Genomic DNA, 18,349 nt, shown 5'->3' with positions numbered 1-18,349 from the left:
GAATGACGAACTGGATTTTGCAGGAACCTCTAATACTTCAAAGGCTTCAACCACAGAATGACTTTGACTTGACCCTTGCCCTGTATGGACCTTAAACACTTTTTAACAATTTTTACCCACTCGATTACACGAAGACCCATTGTTTTTTTAATTGAATTTCGAAGAAGGAGATCAGCTTTTTGAGGAATCGTTATTTCGTTTTTTTAATCAGTATGACTTTACTAGGCCCTCTTGTTTTTTCTTGTTCCAAAAAGTCTGAAGAGGTGCAATCACCCAGTTCCCCCCGGGTTCATCCCAAAACCTCAGGAGACCCCACACGGGAAATGGTTTTTATTCCCGCAGGTCCTTTTTTAATGGGAAGCAGTGAAGAAGATGAGGAAGGAATTGGTTCGGAATTCGGGACGGTGAAACCACTCTATATGGATGAACATCCCCTTCACCGAGTGATGGTGGCCGCTTTTTGGATCGACAAGTATGAAGTCAACCATTTGCACTATAAGCAGTTTGTGGAAAACACCGCCTCCCGTCCTCCCGGGAGTTGGCCGGAGGGACAATTTCCGCTTCCTTATGCTCATTACCCCGTGACCTATATCAGTTGGTATGAGGCAAAGCGGTTTTGTGAGTGGGCTGGTAAGCGTTTGCCGACTGAAGCGGAATGGGAAAAAGCCGCCCGGGGAACGGACGGGCGTCGTTATCCTTGGGGAAATGAATTTGATCCATCCAAAGCCAATACCGGGGAATCGGACCCGAGAGAGCTGGCCCCGGTGGGGAGCTTTGAGATGGGGAAGAGCCCCTATGGTGTCCATGATATGGTTGGAAATGTTTGGGAGTGGGTGGACGATTGGTATCATCCCTACCCTGGAAATGCTTACCAAAGCGAAGCTTTTGGTGAAAAAAACAAGGTTTTAAAAGGAGGAAGTTGGGGAGGAACGGGACATTATGCTCTTAAAATTTTTTATCGAATCCCTTATCGCCTGTATGCTCCTCCGGAAGATGCCTATCCCGATGGCGGTTTCCGCTGCGCAAAGAATGGTTAGTCGGTATCTGATTTTTCGATTTCATCAATCTCTCCTGAATTTAAATAGTGAATCACTTTTTCCATGCTTTCATCCTCCCCGAAAAGAACCAATTGATCTCCCGATTTCAGTAAAAATCCTGGACTGGGATTGGAACGGACCACCCCTTCACGCACCACCGCAATGACGGAAGCCCCTGCTTTTTTACGAAGGGAAATTCCTTCCAGGGTTTTCCCATTGGCAAACGCTCCTTCGGGGAGCAGAGCCGTCTCAATATCCATTTTTCCCATCATTTCTGGAATCTGAAGGAGGGCATGGAAAGATTGAGGGATACCCCTGAACATTTCATACCGCTCACTTCGAATTTCCTGTACCTGCTGTTGAATAATGGGACGGGCGATTCCGAACCGTCGCAAGACCCGGGCAAAAATCTCGATGGAGGTTTCAAATTCCTCCGGAATGACTTCATTGGCACCCATCTTAAAAAGAAGGTCCATTTCGGAAACATAGCGGATCCGGACAATTATGTGAATGGGAGGGTTCAATCTTCTGGAAAGGGTAACCATTTGTAAAATCGACGACGGATCGGATATGGCAAAGACCACCACCTTGGCATCTGTCAGTCCCACAGATTTTAAAACCTCTTCCCTCGCGGCATCCCCGTAATAGATCGGCTCCCCCACTTCCCGGTATTCCTTCACCACCTCTGAGTTGAGCTCGAGAATGATATACGGTATTTTGACCACCTTTAATACCCGGGACAGGTTTCTTCCATTGATGCCATATCCCACAATGACCACATGATCTTTGAGAGGAGGGGGTTGGTCTCCAGGGGACTTTTCGGAAATTTCCGGCTGGATCCACCCCCGGGCGCTTCCAAATCGGTCGGCTTGCTCCGCTACCCATGGACCCATTTGAATGAGAATCGGGGTGAGGATCATGGTCACAATGGAGGCAGAAAGGAAGGTCTGGAAAATTTGGGCCGAAATGATTCCCTGGTCCAAACCGACTGTTGCCAAGACGAAAGAGAATTCTCCCACCTGGGCCAAAGCCATGCCCATTAAAACGGCGATCCGGTGGGAATATCGGAAAAGAAAAGCGGGGGCTCCTGCCACGAGCGTTTTGAGGATGAGGATTAACCCGATCCAAAGAAGAACCTCGGCCCAATTTTCTATTAAAAAGGTAATGTCCATCAACATGCCAACAGAAATAAAAAATAGGCTGTACAGCCCGTCGCGAAAAGGAAGGGTTTCCGCCAAAACCTGGTGCCGAAACTCCGATTCGGAAATCACCAAACCGGCGATAAATGCTCCGAGGGCTAAAGAGAGTCCCGCCTTGGAGGTCAGCCATGCGGTTCCCAAGCATAATAAAATGACACCGATCACAAAGGTTTCCCTGCTTTTGGTCCGACTGATTTGAAATAAGAACCATGGGATTAAATAGCGCGCCCCAATCAAGGTCAATACAATCAGCAAAGCTGCCTTGCCGAGGGCCCAAGGAATGGCCTTCCATCCATCCCCCGTAAAGTCAGAAAGGAGGGGGGTGACCAGCATAAGGGGAACGATGCATAAATCCTGAAATAAGAGTATCCCCAGGGAGAAACGGCCATGGGGAGCGTCCAGTTCACCGCGATCCATTAAGATTTTTAATACAATGGCGGTGCTGCTCAAACTCAGCAGAAAACCGATAAACAGGGCTTGCTGAAAGGTAAATTTTAAAAGAAAGAAAATAATGGTGACCAGCAGGATGGTAACGCCCACTTGGAACCCTCCTCCAAGGAATACCATTTTTCGAATTCGGCTAACCTGCTGAATGGAAACTTCAATGCCTACAGAGAAAAGAAGAAGGATGACCCCAATATTGGCCAAAACCTCCACCTGTCGGACATCATCGACTAAAGACAAACCGTAAGGACCGATTAGGATTCCGGTCACCAGAAAACCGATGATGGTGGGTTGTCTCACCCGTTGGAAGACGGTAACCACCAAAATTGAGAAAAAGAAAACGACAATTAGATCTGTGAGAAAAGTAAATTCCTGTTCCATAAAGGTTTTCGCTTGGATCCGCGGGGTTAGGGAGCCGGTTTTCCGGTATTCAAAGTGTTCCCTGCTTTTTTAATTGTGGAGGTTTTTGGATATGTGTTGAAAAGCCCCCTGGTGTTATTCAAAAGGGCCGTACCATCTTCATTTAAAAAAGTGAGGGGCCGAAAAGTGGGTTGCGGAGTTATTTCCGGGGGAACCGATGATCCGGTTCTACCGGGGGGAGCCACTATGGCCGATAATTGTTCCCGGCCAAACTTTTGGGAGCGTTTCCTTCTTTTTTACGGAAAATATGACAGAGGAATCTTTTTAAAAATTAAAAACCGGTTTCCTTTGCAAGATCTTCCGCCTCGTCAACCAAATTTCGGATCAGTTCCAGTCCTCCGTCCCAGAAATTAAAGGCAGTAATGTCCACTCCGACCTTTTTTAAAAGGTTTTCGGGTTTGTCTGACCCTCCTGCCGATAGGAGATCAAGATATTTGGGAACAAATGTTTGGCCATCATTCAGGTAACATTTATAAAGGGCAAGAACCAACAACTCCCCGAATGCATAAGCGTAACAATAGAAAGGAGAATGAATAAAATGAGTAATGTACAGCCACCACCACCCGTAATCTTCCCTTAATTCTACGGAATCTTTAAACATATTCCGGTTTGCTTCAAGCCAAAGGGCGTTGACCGGGGTGTCCGACAGTTCACCCTGTTCCCGTCTTGCATGATGAAGGCGTTGTTCAAAACGGGTCATGGTTACCTGACGAAAGACGGTGGCAAAAATATCTTCCAGTTTTCCGCACAGTAAAGCCAGGCGCGCTTTGGGGTCTGTTTCTTTGCCTTTGAGTGTATGAAACACCAGCATTTCCCCGAAAACGCTGGCGGTTTCTGCGGTGGTCAGGGGTGTATCCGATTGAAAATAGCCTTGTCCCCTTGAAAGGTATTGATGAATCCCGTGTCCCAACTCGTGTGCCACGGTCATGACATCCCGGGGCCGGCCTGTGTAATTAACTAAAATGTAGGGATGGACGGAAGGGACGGTTCCGTGGCTAAAAGCCCCTCCGCGTTTTCCGGGTCTCAGTTCCGCATCAATCCAGTTTTTTTCAAAAAAGAGGGAGGCAATCTCCCGCATTTTGGGAGAGAAATCCCCAAAAGAGGAAAGAACCGTTTCTTGACATTCTTTATATGAAATCGCTCTGTTTTCTTGAAGCATGGGGGCGTACCGGTCATAATCGTATAGTTTTTCCAACCCCAAAATCCGCCGTTTCAAATGATAGTAGCGGGCCACCAGGTTGTAGTTTTCCTCACACCTATTCAGCAGGGTTTCTACGGACCTGGGTTCGATTTCATTGGAGAGGTGACGGGAAGACATGGGACCAGAATAGGAACGCAGCCGGTCATTACTGGCGTGTTCTGCTACGACCACATTGAATATAAAATTTAAGATCCTGCAATTACTTTTTAAACCCAGGGTCAGTGCGCTGGAGGCCTCTTTTCGAATCTCGCGGTCCGGGTCATGCAATAAAGCTAAAATCTCCTGTTCCGTAAGATTTTTTATTTCTCCTTTTCTTTTCATTGGAAATTGGACGGCGCTAATAACTTCTTCAAATAACCGTTCAAAAGCACTGATCCCCGTATTGGATTTTTCATCCAGAATTTTTTCCTCGGGTTCGGAGAGACGATGGGGTTTGTACTTGCGTTCCGTTTCCAGAAAATGCCGGTAATGGGCCAATTGATTTTTATTCAAAATTTCTTTTACTTTCTTATCGGAAAGGGACAACCACTCCAAATCAAAAAAGATGAGGTGTTTTCTGATTTCGGTGAATTTTTCCCGCATGGCCTGCATAAATGCTCCGTTGCGGGGATCCTGATTGTTGCCGGAAAAAACCAGAGATGCAAAAGAGAGTATCTTGCCGGATTTTTCAAAGATTTGTTCCAGTTGTTGGACGGCCCGAAGTAAGGTATCGGGGTCAAGGTTTTTATTTTTAATTTTGGACCGATAGGTTTCCTCAAAGGATTCTGCCGCTTGATCGATTTCTTTTAAATCCTTTTCAATTTTAGGATCTTCAATGGAGTTGTATAAATCGGAAAGATCCCAACGTATTCCCTCGGCTCCTTGAGATTTCGTTTGCAGGTTTGACAATCAATCCTCCTCTTAAACAACCTGTGAATAGAAATGGTTAACTCGTTTCATCCTACCATAAATTTTTCTTATCTACCACTACCAAATCCCTCTTGCCCTTGGTGTCAAAGGGACATTTTTTATTAATCTAACATATTTTTGCTTGTCCATTTCTTAAAAAAATAAATCGGATCGTTCAGTTTTTTTGAAGGAAATTGGCTTGAACCCATAACCCCCGAATGTGGTATGATGGAAACCTCCAGTGAGTTGAGGTGAACGTTTAATGATGAAATGGGCCACAAGCATTGCCGAAGGGTTATCTCCTGACCTTGCCCTTAAGCACTGCATTTCTGAAATTCAAGAAGTGTTGGGTCCGGATCCGGTTGACCTTGTTTTTGTTTTTCTATCGCCACACTACCAAAAAACTTATGAAGAGATTCCAGCCCAGGTGATGAAAGGGCTTCAATGCGGGACCCTAATCGGGTGTTCTGCCGCAGGAATAATCGGAGGAGGGAGAGAGATTGAACAAAAAGCGGCCCTCAGCCTGACGGCGGCTCGCTTACCCAATGTTTCCTTAAAACCCTTTTATGCGGGAATGGGTCAACTCCCCACATTAGATGCTAGTCCTCAGACGTGGAGGGATTGGGTTGGAATTCCTTCGGGTCAAATTCCCCATTTTGTCATACTTGCAGATCCGTTTTCATTTAATCCCGAGGGTCTTCTTTTGGGTCTGGATTTTGCTTTTCCACAATCCTCAAAAGTGGGTGGTTTGGCCAGCGGTGCGGTCCGTCCGGGTGTAAATGCTCTTTTCTTAAATGAGGCCATTTATCGAAACGGTTTGGTGGGCCTATCTTTGGTGGGAAATATAATGGTGGATACCGTTGTGGCCCAGGGTTGCCGCCCTATTGGGTATCCCATGCATATTACCCAGTGTGACCAAAACCTGCTTTTAGGCCTGGATCGGGAAAAACCCATCAACATTCTGAAGGAATTGTTAGACTCTCTCGATGACCAAGATCGGGAATTGGCCCAACATTCCCTTTTTCTGGGGATTGTTATGGACCCTCTCAAAGAAGATCTGAAACAAGGGGATTTTTTAATTCGGAATATTCGGTTCGAACCTCTGAATGGGGTTTTGGCTGTTGGGGCGGATTTACATGAAGGGCAGACCGTGCAATTTCATTTGCGTGATTCCAAAACCTCTTCCGAAGATTTGGATTTAATGTTAACCCGCCATTTAATGGAGCATAACCCTAGGGTTTCCCAAGGGGCGTTGCTTTTTTCTTGCTTAGGACGGGGCCAACATCTTTACGGATATCCCAACCATGATAGTGACCTTTTCAGGCAGAAAATGGGATCGATCCCATTGGGGGGGTTCTTTTGCAATGGTGAAATCGGGGCTGTGGGTCCATCCACCTACCTACATGGGTATACCAGCTGCTTTGGTATTTTTAGGCCGATTCAGGATATCCATTAATTCCATGACGCCCTTTCTTGAGGGCAAGGGTTCATGAAGGCTGGGAAAAGTTGGGTTTAAAATCCCCCTCCCCCCCTGCGGCCACAGAGGAAAAGCTTCTGGGATTATTTTTAAATGCGAATCGCTTCTTTGATTGCCAGTGCCACAGAAATCGTCTGCGCCTTGGGCCTTCGGGAACAGTTGGTGGGGGTTTCCCATGAATGTGATTTTCCCCCTGGTGTAGAAAACCTTCCTATTTTAACCAAACCCCAAATTGACACCAAAGCGAAAAGCGAGGTCATTGACCAATCGGTTCGGAAAATTCTTCAAAATGGAATGAGCGTTTATACTATTCGGACGTCTATTCTTGAAAAAATTAAACCGGATTTGGTAATCACCCAGGATCAGTGTGAAATATGTGCGGTTTCCCTAAAAGAGGTTGAAACCGCTCTTTGTTCTTTGACTCTTCCGACCACCCGCCTTTGCACGTTGCAGCCCAATTTTTTCCATGACATTCTGAATGATATAAAACGGGTGGCTGAAATGGCAGGTGTACATGATAGAGGGGAAAACCTGGTCAGCCAGATTCAAAACCGGGTGGACTTCATTTCTCATCGCCTAAGGCCCGTTGGGAGTCGGCCGACGGTGGCTTGCGTAGAATGGTTGGACCCCTTGATGATTGCGGGAGGTTGGATGCCGGAATTGGTAAGATGGGGAGGGGGAGAACCTGTTTTGATTCAATCCAACGAGCTTTTTTCAAAACCGACTTGGGAGGATGTGCGGAAAGCGGATCCTGATATCATTGTGATTCTCCCCTGTGGGTATGATCTTTCCCGAACCCAACAAGAGCTCAGCCAAAGCACTTTATCAGATCGGTTGGGGGAATTCCGGGCTACTCGAGAAGGGCGGTGTTTTTTAGTCGACGGAAATGCTTATTTTAACCGGCCCGGACCACGAATTGCCGAAAGTGCCGAAATCTTGGCCCATATTTTACATCCTTCCTTTTTGGATTCCCCTGAGGTTCCTGACCCTTTCTACCACATCTGGAAATCCTAACTGAGAGATTTCATTTACCCTTAGAGATGGTTCCAAAAAACCCGCGGCCTATCCCTTGACCATCCCCCGTTTGCTGATATACTTCGAAGAAGGGTTCCCCTAGATAAAAGTCCTGAATCACTGATGAATACCCCAGTTGAACAAAGTTTAGAAAAAATCGAAAACCGGGAGTGGCAACTCCTGAGCCTGACCCTCGGCCTCCTATTGGTGTTTGGAGCGGTAACGGTTTTTGCGTTTTATTTTATTCAAGGGCAGGATCAAAACTCAGAAAACTTTTTCGGATCTATGGCACACCGGGCTTTGATCGGGTTGTTTGTATTGGTTTGCCTCTTTTGTGTTTATGTTTTTCACTCCCGGGCGACTTTCGGAAAAATGAGAAATTTGCTTGAAATGCAAGCCATGCGGGATCCGCTTACCGGGTTGTTTAACCGGAGGTATTTTGAGGATCGGATGAAGGAGCAAAAGGCCCGTGCGGACCGGTATCGAACTGTGGTTGCCCTTCTTCTTTGTGATCTTGATCATTTTAAAGATTTAAACGACAACCAAGGTCACCAGGTCGGTGATGATGCCTTAAGGGAGGTGGCCCTCGGTCTTCAGGATGCCACCCGGGGATCGGATTTGGTTTTTCGGTGGGGCGGGGATGAAATGTTGGTTGTGCTCTCGGAAACCACACGGGAGGGGGTATGCTTTGCCGCGGATCGGATTCGGGAAGGCGTTCTTCGTTTGAGCGAAAAAATTCAACACCCTTTGGATATCAGCATCGGAGTGGCTCTTTATCCAGAGCATGGCGATAGTATTGATAAATTGATTTTATTAGCGGATCGGGCCTTATATATTGCGAAAAAGGGAGGGGGCAAGGTGCACATCGGCGAGGATGTTTATCCTGTAAATGAGAAAAGTGTTGATATTATTTTCCAACCGGTCATGGATACCCGCTCGGATCAAATTCTCGGATATGAGGCCCTCAGCCGGGATCCCAGCGGGAAGTTAAGTATTCTGGAATTATTTAAGCGGTATCAGGCGGTGGGACAACTCAATCAATTGAAATGCCTTTGTTTTCATTTGCAGCTGGAACGGGCGAAAGCCTTGGGGATACAGAAAGTGTTTATCAATGTAGATTTTAATATGCTCAACCAACTCGAATCGGTACAAAAACCCGATGGAATAGATGTCATCCTGGAAATCTCAGAAGGGGAAGCGCTGTATGAAGTGGAGCGTTTTTTAGAAACCGCCAGGCGGTGGCGCGCCTTGGGATTTAAGTTTGCAATTGATGATTTTGGTGCTGGTTTTATTTCATTGCCTTTTGTTGCCAGGCTCATTCCCGACTATATCAAAATGGATCGTTCTACCATTGTTCAAGCCGCTTCTTCAGAGCAGTTTGGTAATTTTTTAAAAGACCTGGTGCTCGCTTTACGCAACTATTCCAAAGAGGGAATCATTGCAGAGGGGATCGAAAATGAAAAAGAATTAAAGGTTGCCAAGCGTATCGGGGGATTTTTGGTTCAAGGCTATTTATGGGGAAAAGAAAAAAATTTGAGTTAAGATAAACCAATTGATTTAAAAACCTCCTGATTGTCCTGCCAGAATGCCCTTCCATTTGAAGTGATTCATCCTTTCCGGGGAATATAATATTGGGTTCCCTGTCCCATGTTTTGAATTTGTTTGTAAAGGTCTTCTAGATCCATTCGGTTATGGACAAAATCCATCTCAGTGGTTTGAATCACAAGCAACGGAGTTTCGTTGTAGTGAAAGAAAAAATCATTGTAGGCCTGGTTGACGGAATGGATATAGTCCCAAGAAATTTCTTTTTCATATTCTTTTCCCCGGAGCAGGATCCGTTCCATCAGTATTTCGGTTTGTGCTTGAAGATAAATCACCAGATCCGGTTTCGGAAGGCGCAGATTCAGGAGGGCGTAAATTTGATCATAAAGCCCCAGCTCACTTGGGGTTAGGTTGAGGGATGCAAAAAGCCGGTCTTTCGGGAGAAAATAATCAGTTACCGTGACCCGGTGAAAAAGGTCGGGTTGTTTCAACTCTTCTAATTGACGATAGCGGGAAAGAAGAAAAAAAAGTTGTGTTTGAAATGCAAACCGTTCAGGATCTTTATAGAAGGAATATAAAAAAGGATTATCCTCAACATGTTCTAGAATTTCCCGCCCGTTCATCTCCTTGCTTAAGAGGGAAACCAAACTGGTTTTCCCCACCCCGATGGGCCCTTCGATGACAAGGTAAGAAGGGTCTATCATGGTATCTCTCCTGGAACACCCGAGGGGCAGAACGGAGAAACCGAATAAGGCAGCATCTGGGGTGTACCCTTTAGATCATTCAGAAGGGTTTTAATGGTTTTTTTTAAAATCGGATGAACGGTTGAAGGGGCAATTTCAGCCAATGGGGTTAAGACAAAACGGCGTTCTGCCAACCGGGGATGTGGAATTTGAAGGCGTTCCTGTTCAACAATGCGGTTTCCAAACATTAGGATATCCAAATCCAGTGTTCGAGGACCCCAGGTTTGATGACGAACCCTTCCTTCCTGGTTTTCAATCCGCAGACAATGAAATAAAAGTTCTTCGGGCTCCAAAAGGGTCCGGAGGGCAACCACTTCATTGAGAAACCAGGGTTGGGAAACAGGCCCTTCGGGCTGGGTTTCATAGACGGGAGAGACCCGGGTCAACGCGGTTTTGGAAAGAGCCTCCAATTGGTCCTGGGCTCTTTTTAAAAAAAGGGCACGGTTCCCCAGATTGGAGCCTAAACCGATATAGCAAATTTCTCCCATAAGGTTTTCTCTAAAGCCCAATTTTTTTGATCCGTTGGGCTGCTTCTAAAAGCCGTTCTTTGGGTACCGTCAAGGTCATCCGGATGTACCCTTCTCCAGCTTCTCCAAACCCAACCCCTGGGGTGGTGATGATTCCCGCTTTTTCAAGAAGAATTTTTGTTAACCCGGTTGAAGTGTAGCCTTTTGGGGTTTCCGCCCAAACATAGAATGCGGCTTTCGGAGGTTCTACATTAAACCCCATCTCCCTGAGAGGAGGAATGAAAGCATCCCGTCGGGCTTGGTAGGTTGATCGAATGGTTTCCAAAGGGCTGTTTCCCATATTCAAAGCGCTGATTCCTGCTTCCTGAATGGCTTGAAAAACCCCTGAATCAATGTTGCTTTTAATTTTTCCAAGGGCCGCAATCACATCGGGGTGGCCCACTGCGAACCCAATCCGCCATCCGGTCATATTGTAGGTTTTGGATAGGGAATGAAATTCAATTCCCACATCTTTTGCTCCCCGCGCTTGAAGAAAGCTGAGGGGTTGAACCCCATCGTAGAAGATTTCCGAATAGGCCGCATCATGGCAAACAATAATATTGTTTCTCTTGGCAAAACCCACCACTTCTTCAAAAAAAGAAAGGTCTGCGGTGGCAGCCGTGGGGTTATTGGGATAATTGATAAACAAGAGCCTGGACCTTTTAATGATGGTTGCGGGAATGGTGGAGAGTTGGGGTAAAAAACCATTTTCTTTCAAAAGGGGCATGATCCCGGTGTGTCCACCCGCAAAAAGGGTTCCCGCTTGATATACCGGATAACCCGGAGAGGGAATTAAAGAAACATCCCCGGGGTTGATGAGAGCCAGGGGGAGATGACCGATTCCCTCTTTTGAACCAATGAGGGTTAAAACCTCCCGGTTTGGATCCAATGAAACCCCAAACCTTTTTTCATACCAAGAGGCTACTGCTTGCCGAAAACTCTTCATGCCATCGTAGGAAGGATATTGATGATGTTGCGGATTTTCGGCAGCCCTTTGCAGACTCCGGACAATTTCAGGTGGGGTGGGAAGATCGGGATCCCCTACGCCGAGATTGATGATATCCACCCCCCGTTGTATGGCTTCCTGCTTCATTTGGTCAATAGCGGCAAAAAGGTATGGGGGAAGGTCCTTTACGCGTTTTGCCATTTCAATGGGTAATAAGGTCAATTTTTAATCTCCTTTCATTATAGACAATTTTTTCCCTTATACCACTCGATTCCGAAGGGTTCCGATTCCCTCAATGGTGACCTCAATGGTATCCCCGCGCTTCATAGGTCCGATGCCAGATGGGGTTCCGGTGGCCACCACGTCTCCGGGTTCAAGTGTCATAACTTGGGAAATAAAACTGATCAATTCCCGGATATTAAAAAGCATTTGGGAGGTTCGGCCGGTTTGTTTCAGTTCCCCGTTAAGGGCTGATTCAATTTTAAGGTCAAAAGGGTCGAGACCGGTGACGATCCAGGGTCCAATGGGGGCAAAGGTATCAAATGATTTGGCCCGGGTCCATTGGCCATCTTTTTTCTGAAGGTCTCGGGCGGTGACATCATTCACACAGGTGTAACCTAAAATATAATTTTCTGTTTCTTGGGCTGGGATTCCTTTTGCTTTAGCTTTCATCACCACCCCCAGTTCCGCCTCATAGTCCACCCGGTGGGACATTTCAGGAAAAATAATTGCCCCTTCGGTGGGAAGGGCCGCCGTTGGAGGTTTCATAAACAGGATCGGTTCTTTGGGAATTTCCCCAGAAACTTCTTTGATATGCTCGGGGTAGTTTTTCCCTACAGCAATGATTTTCGTGGGCCGGCACGGAACGAGAAGACGGACCTTTTGAAGATCAAAAATTTTCCCCTCCGGTTTCAAAGAAGACCATTCTCCCGTTAGGGTATGAATTTTTCCCTCTTTCAATTCTCCTGTGTAGATTTTCTGTTGGGACTCAAACCGAACGATTTTCATTGATCCCTAAAGCCTAAGACATCCAGCATGTCAAAATGACCAGGAGGTTTTCCCACAATCCATCTGGCCGCTTCCAGAGCGCCGCGAGCAAAATTGTCTCGATTGAAGGCCTGGTGTTTGATTTCAAGGGTTTCACCCGGGCCTGCAAACAAAACGGTATGTTCTCCCACAATTTCCCCTGCGCGGATGGTTTGAATGCCGATTTCTTTCTCTTTGCGTTCACCGATCAAACCATGTCGGCTGTACCGGGCCACTTCATTTAAATCCCGGCGGAGTGCCTTGGCGACGATTTGGGCCATTTTCATTGCGGTCCCACTGGGGGCATCTTTTTTGTGGCGGTGATGGGCCTCGATTATTTCAATGTCGTAGTCCTCTCCTAGAATGGGGACCACCTCTTCCAATAATTTAAACAAAACATTGACGCCAACGCTCATGTTGGGGGCCATGACACAGGGAATGGTTTTGGAAAAATTTTTGATGCGGTTGACCTCTTTTTCTGTAAATCCAGTTGTTCCGATGACCATGGGTTTTTTCAAAAAAGAAGCCGTTTGAAGGGAATTCAATGTGGCTTCAGTTGTCGAGAAATCAATTAAGACCTCGGCTTTATTTAATGCCTCGGTCAAATTGGCGGTTAGTGTGATGCCCGTTTGTTTTGCTCCGATCAGCTGGCCGACATCTTGTCCCAAAAGGGGATGGCCTGAATGCTCCACGGCCCCTACAAGCTGAATTCCTTTGGTCTCACAAGCCAGTCTCATGAGCCGCTGGCCCATTTTTCCTGCAGCACCGTAGATCGTCACCTTGGCCAATGAAATCCCCCCCGATGCGAAACACCATACAGGTAGAAAAGAGAACTTCTTTGAAGAGGATTAGAGAAGGCCATAATTTTTCATTACGCTTTTTAAACGGTTTTGGTTTTCCGAAGACATGGGGCAGAGGGGAAGACGCATTTCATCCGTGCAGCGGTCCATGAAAGAAAGAGCTGTTTTAACCGGAATCGGATTGGTTTCCAGAAATAGGGCTTCGGTCAGAGGAAAAAGTTTTTGATGAATGGCCCGGGCTTTCTCCACCTTTCCATCGGCCATGGCATGAACCAGGGCCGAGACTTCCCCTGGTACCAGATTGGCAACAACGGAAATGACCCCTTTTCCTCCAATGGCCATAATGGGGAGCGTCAGAATGTCATCACCTGAAAGAATATCTAAATGGTCTCCACAGAAATGAATGATCTCTGAAATCTGCTGGAGTGAACCGCTGGATTCTTTGACTGCAACAATATTGGGATGGGTACACAACCGTGCCAGGGTTTTGGGAAGAACATTGATGCTGGTCCTTCCAGGAATGTTATAAATGACAAGGGGGATGTCCACGCGGTCCGCAATCTCTTTGAAATGGCGGTAGAGCCCTTCTTGAGTGGGCTTGTTATAGTAGGGTGAAATCAAAAGGGCGGCAGAGGCTTTGGCTTTTTGTGCATGCTGGGTCAGCAGGATGGCTTCTTCCGTGGAGTTGGATCCAGACCCTGCGATAACGGATGCACGGTTGGCGACCACTTCGACGCATAACTCCACTACCCGTTTGTGTTCCTCATGGCTAAGTGTTGCCGATTCTCCCGTCGTGCCACAGGGAACAATGGCGTCGGTTCCGTTTCGGATCTGGTTTTCTATCAGTTGACTAAAAGCTTCCTCATCCAAACGGTTATTTTTAAATGGCGTAATGATGGCGACCATTGACCCTTGAAGGGTTGCCTTGTTCTTTGTCATCTCCAGGCCTCTTCCCCGATTTCTCCTGAATAAATCAGGTGTGTGTTTCCTTCAAGAAAAACGTTGGAAAACCGTTTTCCATTCCATTGAAAATACACCTTTAAAATTTCTCTTCCCCGGGTAGTGAGTTCCACTGGGGATGTGGTCTTCCCCAGTGCTCCGGAGATCAAGGCGGAGGCTACCGCCCCGGTTCCGCAGGCCAGGGTTTCTCCCTCCACCCCCCGTTCATAGGTTCGAATTACCATATGGTGAGGGTCTTCCAGGCTCACAAAATTGGCGTTGGTTCCCGAGGGTTGAAACAGCGGATGAAAGCGTGTTTCCCGACCTAGTCCCTCCACATCCACCGTATTGGGATCCTTCACAAAATAAACCGCGTGGGGGACTCCCGTGTTTAAAAAATAGGCCTCCCTTTCCCCAGATTGAAGGGGAATCATGAGGTGAAGAGAGAGATCTTTGGGTTCCGTGAGTTGGACCTTTACCTCACGACCTTTGACTTCTGCCTGAATGATTCCCGCCAATGTTTCAAAGGACATCTTCGCAGGGGCAATTCCATGCAGGTGGGCAAATCGGGCAATACACCGGCTTCCGTTACCGCACATTTCCACCTCTCCTCCATCAGAATTGTAATACCGCCATCGAAAGTGTGCCTGTTCGGAAGGCTCAATGAAAATGACCCCGTCTGCTCCTACTGAAACCCGACGCTGGCAAATTTTTGTGACAAATTCTTGGATGTTTTTTTCCGGGGCGATTTTTTTGCGGTTATCGATGATGATAAAATCGTTCCCGCTCCCACTCATTTTAGTGAAAGGAATCTTTTGTTCCGTTGGCGTCATACTGATGCACTTTTTCCAAAAGAAAAAATGGTTATTTTAAGAAGTCGGGAATGACCTCTCCCCTGATTAGATCCTCAACGGTTTCCCGTTGCCGAATGACATGAAACTGTTCCCCATTGACCAGGACCTCGGCCACCCGGGGTCTGGCATTGTAGTTGGAAGACATCGTAAACCCATAGGCCCCGGCAGACATGACCGCCAGTAAATCTCCTGGCCGGTAAGCATTGATTTTCCGGTTTTTTGCCAGGAAATCCCCAGTTTCACAGATGGGACCGACCACATCAACGGTTATGGGTTTCATTCGGGTTTTGACCACCGGAAGAATTTCATGGTAGGCCTCATACAGGGTCGGACGGAGCAGGTCGTTCATGGCGGCATCCACTATTGCGAATCGCTTGTTTGGACTTTCTTTTAAGTAAAGGACTTTGGTAACCAGTATGCCGGCGTTTCCGACTAGAACCCTTCCTGGTTCAAGAATCAGGGTGTAGGGTTCCCCTTTCAACAAGGGAAGAATCGCCTTGGCCAACTCCTTGGGTTTAGGCGGGGTTTCCCCTTGGTAGGTAATGCCTAAACCCCCACCCATATCCAAATACTGTATAGGAATTCCTTCTTTTTTAAGTTGGGTAACCAGTTTAAGAACTTTTTTAAGGGCGTCGACAAAGGGTTGAACTTCGGTCAATTGGGACCCGATATGACAATGCACCCCCACGATGTCCAAATGGTCCAGGCGCTTTGCCAACCGATACTCTTCCACAGCCTGATCAATGGCAATACCAAATTTGTTTTTCTTTAACCCTGTGGAGATATAAGGGTGGGTTTTGGGATTAATGTTGGGATTGACCCGGAGGGCCACCGGGGCCTTTTTGCCTTCTGCCTTTGCCACCTCATGGATCTGAACCAATTCCTGAGGGGATTCCACATTGAACATAAGAACTCCCGCTTTTATCGCATCCTCGATTTCCTGACGTGTTTTGCCGACCCCCGCAAAGACGATCCGAGAAGAGGGGATTCCTGCTTTCCTGGCCCTGAACAGTTCCCCTGAGGAAACGATATCAGCCCCTCCCCCTTGCCGCCCGAAAAGTCGTAGGACAGCCAAATTGGAATTGGCCTTTACCGCGAAGGCAATTAGATGAGAAACTCCCTGAAAGGCACTGTCTAACACCTGGAAATGTTTCTGAAGTGTTTCTGTACTGTAGAGGTAAAAGGGTGTTCCGACCTTTTCAGCAATGGACCGGATGGGGAGAGCCTCACAATAGAGTTCTTTTCCTTTGTAATGAAATGTATGCATTATCCTAGCTCTTTCTTGGCAATCTCAATTCCAATAGGCAGGGGTTGTGTCAACGCCTGTTGAAAGGACGCTTTGAGATTTAAAAATTTAATTCGAACAGCGGGTGCCAGACGCTGTATATGGGTCCAATCCAGGAGGCTCTGGAGTGCTTCAGGGGTTGCATATTTTAAGTGCTCAAAGTTAATAACAATATCCATATGTGCTTTTTTTGCCGCTTCCACGACTCGATTTCTGACTTCCTTGACGTTAAAGCGGTCCAGTGTGCCTTCCAGCTCTACCATTAATGTGGTTAAACCCTCATCCTTTTTGACTTTAATATTCAAAAAACGGTCGATTTGATTTGAGGTTTCCTGAACGGAATTTTTCACCGCCCCCAAAGCATTGGGGATAAAATTTCCAGTATCCACTGAAGGAAGTTGGACACGGAGCTTCCGGATGGTTTGACTCAAAGGGGAAAGGTTTGCCGCAGGGGTGGTTCGACGGACCAAGTTCCTAAACCTCCAATTCATAACCCACCGGGGAATAATCCGCTGACTGGTGGATGAAATCCGCTTTGCGATGGAGGGTAGTGAGAAAAATTGTCGGTTGGCCCAGAAAAATCCCTCTTGAAGCACCTCGGGTGTCATCCTCTTTGGATGAAACACCACATGTTTCCCATCGTAATGGGACCAGTCCCAGTCAAAGATCCTCCCTTCCGCTTTCAATCGATCGAAGAGAACGGTGCCGGGCAGGGGGGTGGCAACATTGATATACGCTAGCTCCACCCGGCATTTAATGAGAAATTCTACCGTGTTTTCAAACACGGACTCATCATCTGCATCGGAACCAAAAATAATTCCTGGGTTAACCATAATGCCGTGATCATGGAAACATTTAATCTGGTCTTCATACCGGCCTTCTTGGTTGAACGGTTTGTTCATTTCAGACAAGACATCCGTATTGACCGATTCCATCCCCACGAACATGGCCACGCATCCGCTTTCAGCGGCCAATTTGACCATGTCGGGTTCGTTGCCCAAAAAGAGGGTGCATTGAGCACCCCATTTAATATTGAGTTCCTTTAATGCGGTCCAAAGTTTTTTACAGTAGTCCCGGTTGGAGTTGTGAAGGTCATCCACGAAAGCAAAAATGGTCCCATCTTCAATACCCGTTAAAATCCTGAGGGTGGTCCCGATCCGGTGCCAAATGGGGCCGTGGACCATTTTTTCCACCAGCTCGTTCCTCCGCCATTCTTTGATCCGTTGAATTTCAGCAATGACATCATCGACAGAACGCCGCCTTGAGCTTTTTCCATTAAAAGGAGAAACGCTGCAAAACTCACATTCAAAATGGCATCCCCGGGTGGTTTGAATACATTGGTTGGTCATATAGCATCCCTGGGGAAGCAGATCAATTCGGGGATGAGGATAATCTTTTTCAAATGTGGGATAGGAGGTCATTTCATAAACGGGTTGAAGGGTGCCGTTTTCAAAATCCTGGAGGACCAGAGGCCAAATTTCATCGGCCTCAAAGCGCACCACCACATCAGCGTTTTGGCGGGCTTCATCGGTGCAATAGGTTGCATGGGTGCCTCCCAAACAAACCTTCACCCCCCGGGTGCGAAACCAACTGGAGATTTCATAAGCACGAGGTGTGTAGCAGGTCATTTGGGTGGAAATTCCCACCAGGATATTTTCCGGTCCCCATTCCTGAATAATGGTGTCCACAAAGGATTTCCTGACCAGGGTACGGCTTTCATCCATAATCCGGATATCCCATGTTTTGGGTGTTCTTCCAGCGATTACGGGAAGGGAAAGTTTCGGAAACCAGATGGCCCTTTGTTCCTTATCCACCATGCGGTAGGGATTTTCCTCCGGGTATGGATCAATCAATAACAGGAGTTTCCGTCTAGGGGTCGATTGAAGTTGTACGGTAGACATTTTTATCTCCTTTTCATCATCACACTTCGAAAGAAATTTTTTTTGGGTCCCCGTTCTTGGGGTTTCAAACAAATAAGTCTTGATTTCAGAAAAAAATATTTTAATTAAAAACCATGAAACCGGTTTA

Annotated in this window: 15 protein-coding genes; 4 read left to right on the top strand and 11 right to left on the bottom strand. The window is 46.9% G+C overall.

Annotated elements, in window-relative coordinates:
• Positions 1 to 179 precede the first annotated feature (179 nt).
• Positions 180 to 1,037, top strand: coding sequence for a formylglycine-generating enzyme family protein (locus tag VGB26_01585; GenBank protein ID HEX9756474.1), 858 nt, complete (start codon positions 180 to 182; stop codon positions 1,035 to 1,037).
• On the opposite strand, the gene VGB26_01580 is transcribed toward VGB26_01585, so the two are convergent.
• Complete coding sequence (locus tag VGB26_01580; protein HEX9756473.1) at positions 1,034 to 3,061, bottom strand: cation:proton antiporter; 2,028 nt, start codon at positions 3,059 to 3,061, stop codon at positions 1,034 to 1,036. The two genes, VGB26_01585 and VGB26_01580, sit on opposite strands and share 4 nt — an antisense overlap.
• Positions 3,062 to 3,371: 310 nt before the next feature.
• Positions 3,372 to 5,189 carry a M3 family oligoendopeptidase gene (locus VGB26_01575; protein ID HEX9756472.1) on the bottom strand — a complete coding sequence of 606 codons (1,818 nt, stop codon included), beginning with the start codon at positions 5,187 to 5,189 and terminating at the stop codon, positions 3,372 to 3,374.
• Positions 5,190 to 5,451: 262 nt separating this feature from the next.
• On the opposite strand from VGB26_01575, the gene VGB26_01570 reads away from it, so the two are divergent.
• The 3 genes from VGB26_01570 (at position 5,452) to VGB26_01560 (ending at position 9,222) form a co-directional block, all read left to right on the top strand.
• The gene (locus VGB26_01570; GenBank protein HEX9756471.1) at positions 5,452 to 6,645 is read left to right on the top strand and encodes an FIST N-terminal domain-containing protein; all 1,194 of its coding nucleotides are present in this window, start codon (positions 5,452 to 5,454) and stop codon (positions 6,643 to 6,645) included.
• A 114-nt stretch (positions 6,646 to 6,759) separates the two neighbouring features.
• Positions 6,760 to 7,680: an ABC transporter substrate-binding protein gene (locus VGB26_01565; protein ID HEX9756470.1), complete on the top strand. Its 921-nt coding sequence runs from the start codon at positions 6,760 to 6,762 to the stop codon at positions 7,678 to 7,680.
• A gap of 123 nt (positions 7,681 to 7,803) precedes the next feature.
• Positions 7,804 to 9,222 (top strand): diguanylate cyclase, encoded by a 1,419-nt coding sequence (locus tag VGB26_01560; GenBank protein HEX9756469.1) that lies wholly within the window; start codon positions 7,804 to 7,806, stop codon positions 9,220 to 9,222.
• Positions 9,223 to 9,287: 65 nt separating this feature from the next.
• Here VGB26_01560 and VGB26_01555 read toward each other — a convergent pair whose 3' ends face one another.
• From VGB26_01555 to VGB26_01515, 9 genes are read right to left on the bottom strand one after another with little or no spacing between them, the layout of a single operon-like run.
• Positions 9,288 to 9,926 carry a deoxynucleoside kinase gene (locus VGB26_01555; protein ID HEX9756468.1) on the bottom strand — a complete coding sequence of 213 codons (639 nt, stop codon included), beginning with the start codon at positions 9,924 to 9,926 and terminating at the stop codon, positions 9,288 to 9,290.
• Positions 9,923 to 10,453 (bottom strand): 2-amino-4-hydroxy-6-hydroxymethyldihydropteridine diphosphokinase, encoded by a 531-nt coding sequence (folK, locus tag VGB26_01550; GenBank protein HEX9756467.1) that lies wholly within the window; start codon positions 10,451 to 10,453, stop codon positions 9,923 to 9,925. Before folK ends, VGB26_01555 begins: the two co-directional genes overlap by 4 nt.
• A 10-nt stretch (positions 10,454 to 10,463) precedes the next feature.
• Positions 10,464 to 11,618 (bottom strand): LL-diaminopimelate aminotransferase, encoded by a 1,155-nt coding sequence (locus VGB26_01545; protein HEX9756466.1) that lies wholly within the window; start codon positions 11,616 to 11,618, stop codon positions 10,464 to 10,466.
• A gap of 57 nt (positions 11,619 to 11,675) precedes the next feature.
• Positions 11,676 to 12,425, bottom strand: coding sequence for a fumarylacetoacetate hydrolase family protein (locus tag VGB26_01540; GenBank protein ID HEX9756465.1), 750 nt, complete (start codon positions 12,423 to 12,425; stop codon positions 11,676 to 11,678).
• Complete coding sequence (dapB, locus tag VGB26_01535) at positions 12,422 to 13,231, bottom strand: 4-hydroxy-tetrahydrodipicolinate reductase (GenBank protein HEX9756464.1); 810 nt, start codon at positions 13,229 to 13,231, stop codon at positions 12,422 to 12,424. Before dapB ends, VGB26_01540 begins: the two co-directional genes overlap by 4 nt.
• Positions 13,232 to 13,291: 60 nt before the next feature.
• Positions 13,292 to 14,182 carry a 4-hydroxy-tetrahydrodipicolinate synthase gene (gene dapA, locus VGB26_01530; GenBank protein HEX9756463.1) on the bottom strand — a complete coding sequence of 297 codons (891 nt, stop codon included), beginning with the start codon at positions 14,180 to 14,182 and terminating at the stop codon, positions 13,292 to 13,294.
• Positions 14,179 to 15,015, bottom strand: coding sequence for a diaminopimelate epimerase (dapF, locus tag VGB26_01525; GenBank protein HEX9756462.1), 837 nt, complete (start codon positions 15,013 to 15,015; stop codon positions 14,179 to 14,181). Before dapF ends, dapA begins: the two co-directional genes overlap by 4 nt.
• 31 nt (positions 15,016 to 15,046) lie before the next feature.
• Positions 15,047 to 16,303, bottom strand: a complete 1,257-nt coding sequence (gene lysA / locus VGB26_01520; GenBank protein HEX9756461.1) for a diaminopimelate decarboxylase — start codon at positions 16,301 to 16,303, stop codon at positions 15,047 to 15,049.
• Entirely contained in the window at positions 16,303 to 18,222 is a 1,920-nt protein-coding gene (locus tag VGB26_01515; GenBank protein HEX9756460.1) for a radical SAM protein, read from the bottom strand. The genes lysA and VGB26_01515 overlap by 1 nt, the downstream gene beginning before the upstream one ends.
• Positions 18,223 to 18,349: the final 127 nt, after the last annotated feature.

The sequence above is a fragment of the Nitrospiria bacterium genome, from assembly GCA_036397255.1.
Classification (GTDB): Bacteria; Nitrospirota; Nitrospiria; order DASWJH01; family DASWJH01; genus DASWJH01.
This window is presented reverse-complemented; position numbering and strand designations above follow the sequence as displayed.

Excerpts from the sequence above, each read along its gene's own strand:
- VGB26_01580 (HEX9756473.1), bottom strand. The coding sequence starts at position 3,061 with ATGGAACAGGAATTTACTTTTCTCACAGATCTAATTGTCGTTTTCTTT.
- VGB26_01570 (HEX9756471.1), top strand. The coding sequence starts at position 5,452 with ATGATGAAATGGGCCACAAGCATTGCCGAAGGGTTATCTCCTGACCTT.
- VGB26_01565 (HEX9756470.1), top strand. The coding sequence starts at position 6,760 with ATGCGAATCGCTTCTTTGATTGCCAGTGCCACAGAAATCGTCTGCGCC.
- VGB26_01560 (HEX9756469.1), top strand. The coding sequence starts at position 7,804 with ATGAATACCCCAGTTGAACAAAGTTTAGAAAAAATCGAAAACCGGGAG.
- VGB26_01555 (HEX9756468.1), bottom strand. The coding sequence starts at position 9,926 with ATGATAGACCCTTCTTACCTTGTCATCGAAGGGCCCATCGGGGTGGGG.
- folK (HEX9756467.1), bottom strand. The coding sequence starts at position 10,453 with ATGGGAGAAATTTGCTATATCGGTTTAGGCTCCAATCTGGGGAACCGT.
- VGB26_01545 (HEX9756466.1), bottom strand. The coding sequence starts at position 11,618 with ATGGCAAAACGCGTAAAGGACCTTCCCCCATACCTTTTTGCCGCTATT.
- VGB26_01540 (HEX9756465.1), bottom strand. The coding sequence starts at position 12,425 with ATGAAAATCGTTCGGTTTGAGTCCCAACAGAAAATCTACACAGGAGAA.
- dapA (HEX9756463.1), bottom strand. The coding sequence starts at position 14,182 with ATGACAAAGAACAAGGCAACCCTTCAAGGGTCAATGGTCGCCATCATT.
- dapF (HEX9756462.1), bottom strand. The coding sequence starts at position 15,015 with ATGACGCCAACGGAACAAAAGATTCCTTTCACTAAAATGAGTGGGAGC.
- lysA (HEX9756461.1), bottom strand. The coding sequence starts at position 16,303 with ATGCATACATTTCATTACAAAGGAAAAGAACTCTATTGTGAGGCTCTC.
- VGB26_01515 (HEX9756460.1), bottom strand. The coding sequence starts at position 18,222 with ATGTCTACCGTACAACTTCAATCGACCCCTAGACGGAAACTCCTGTTA.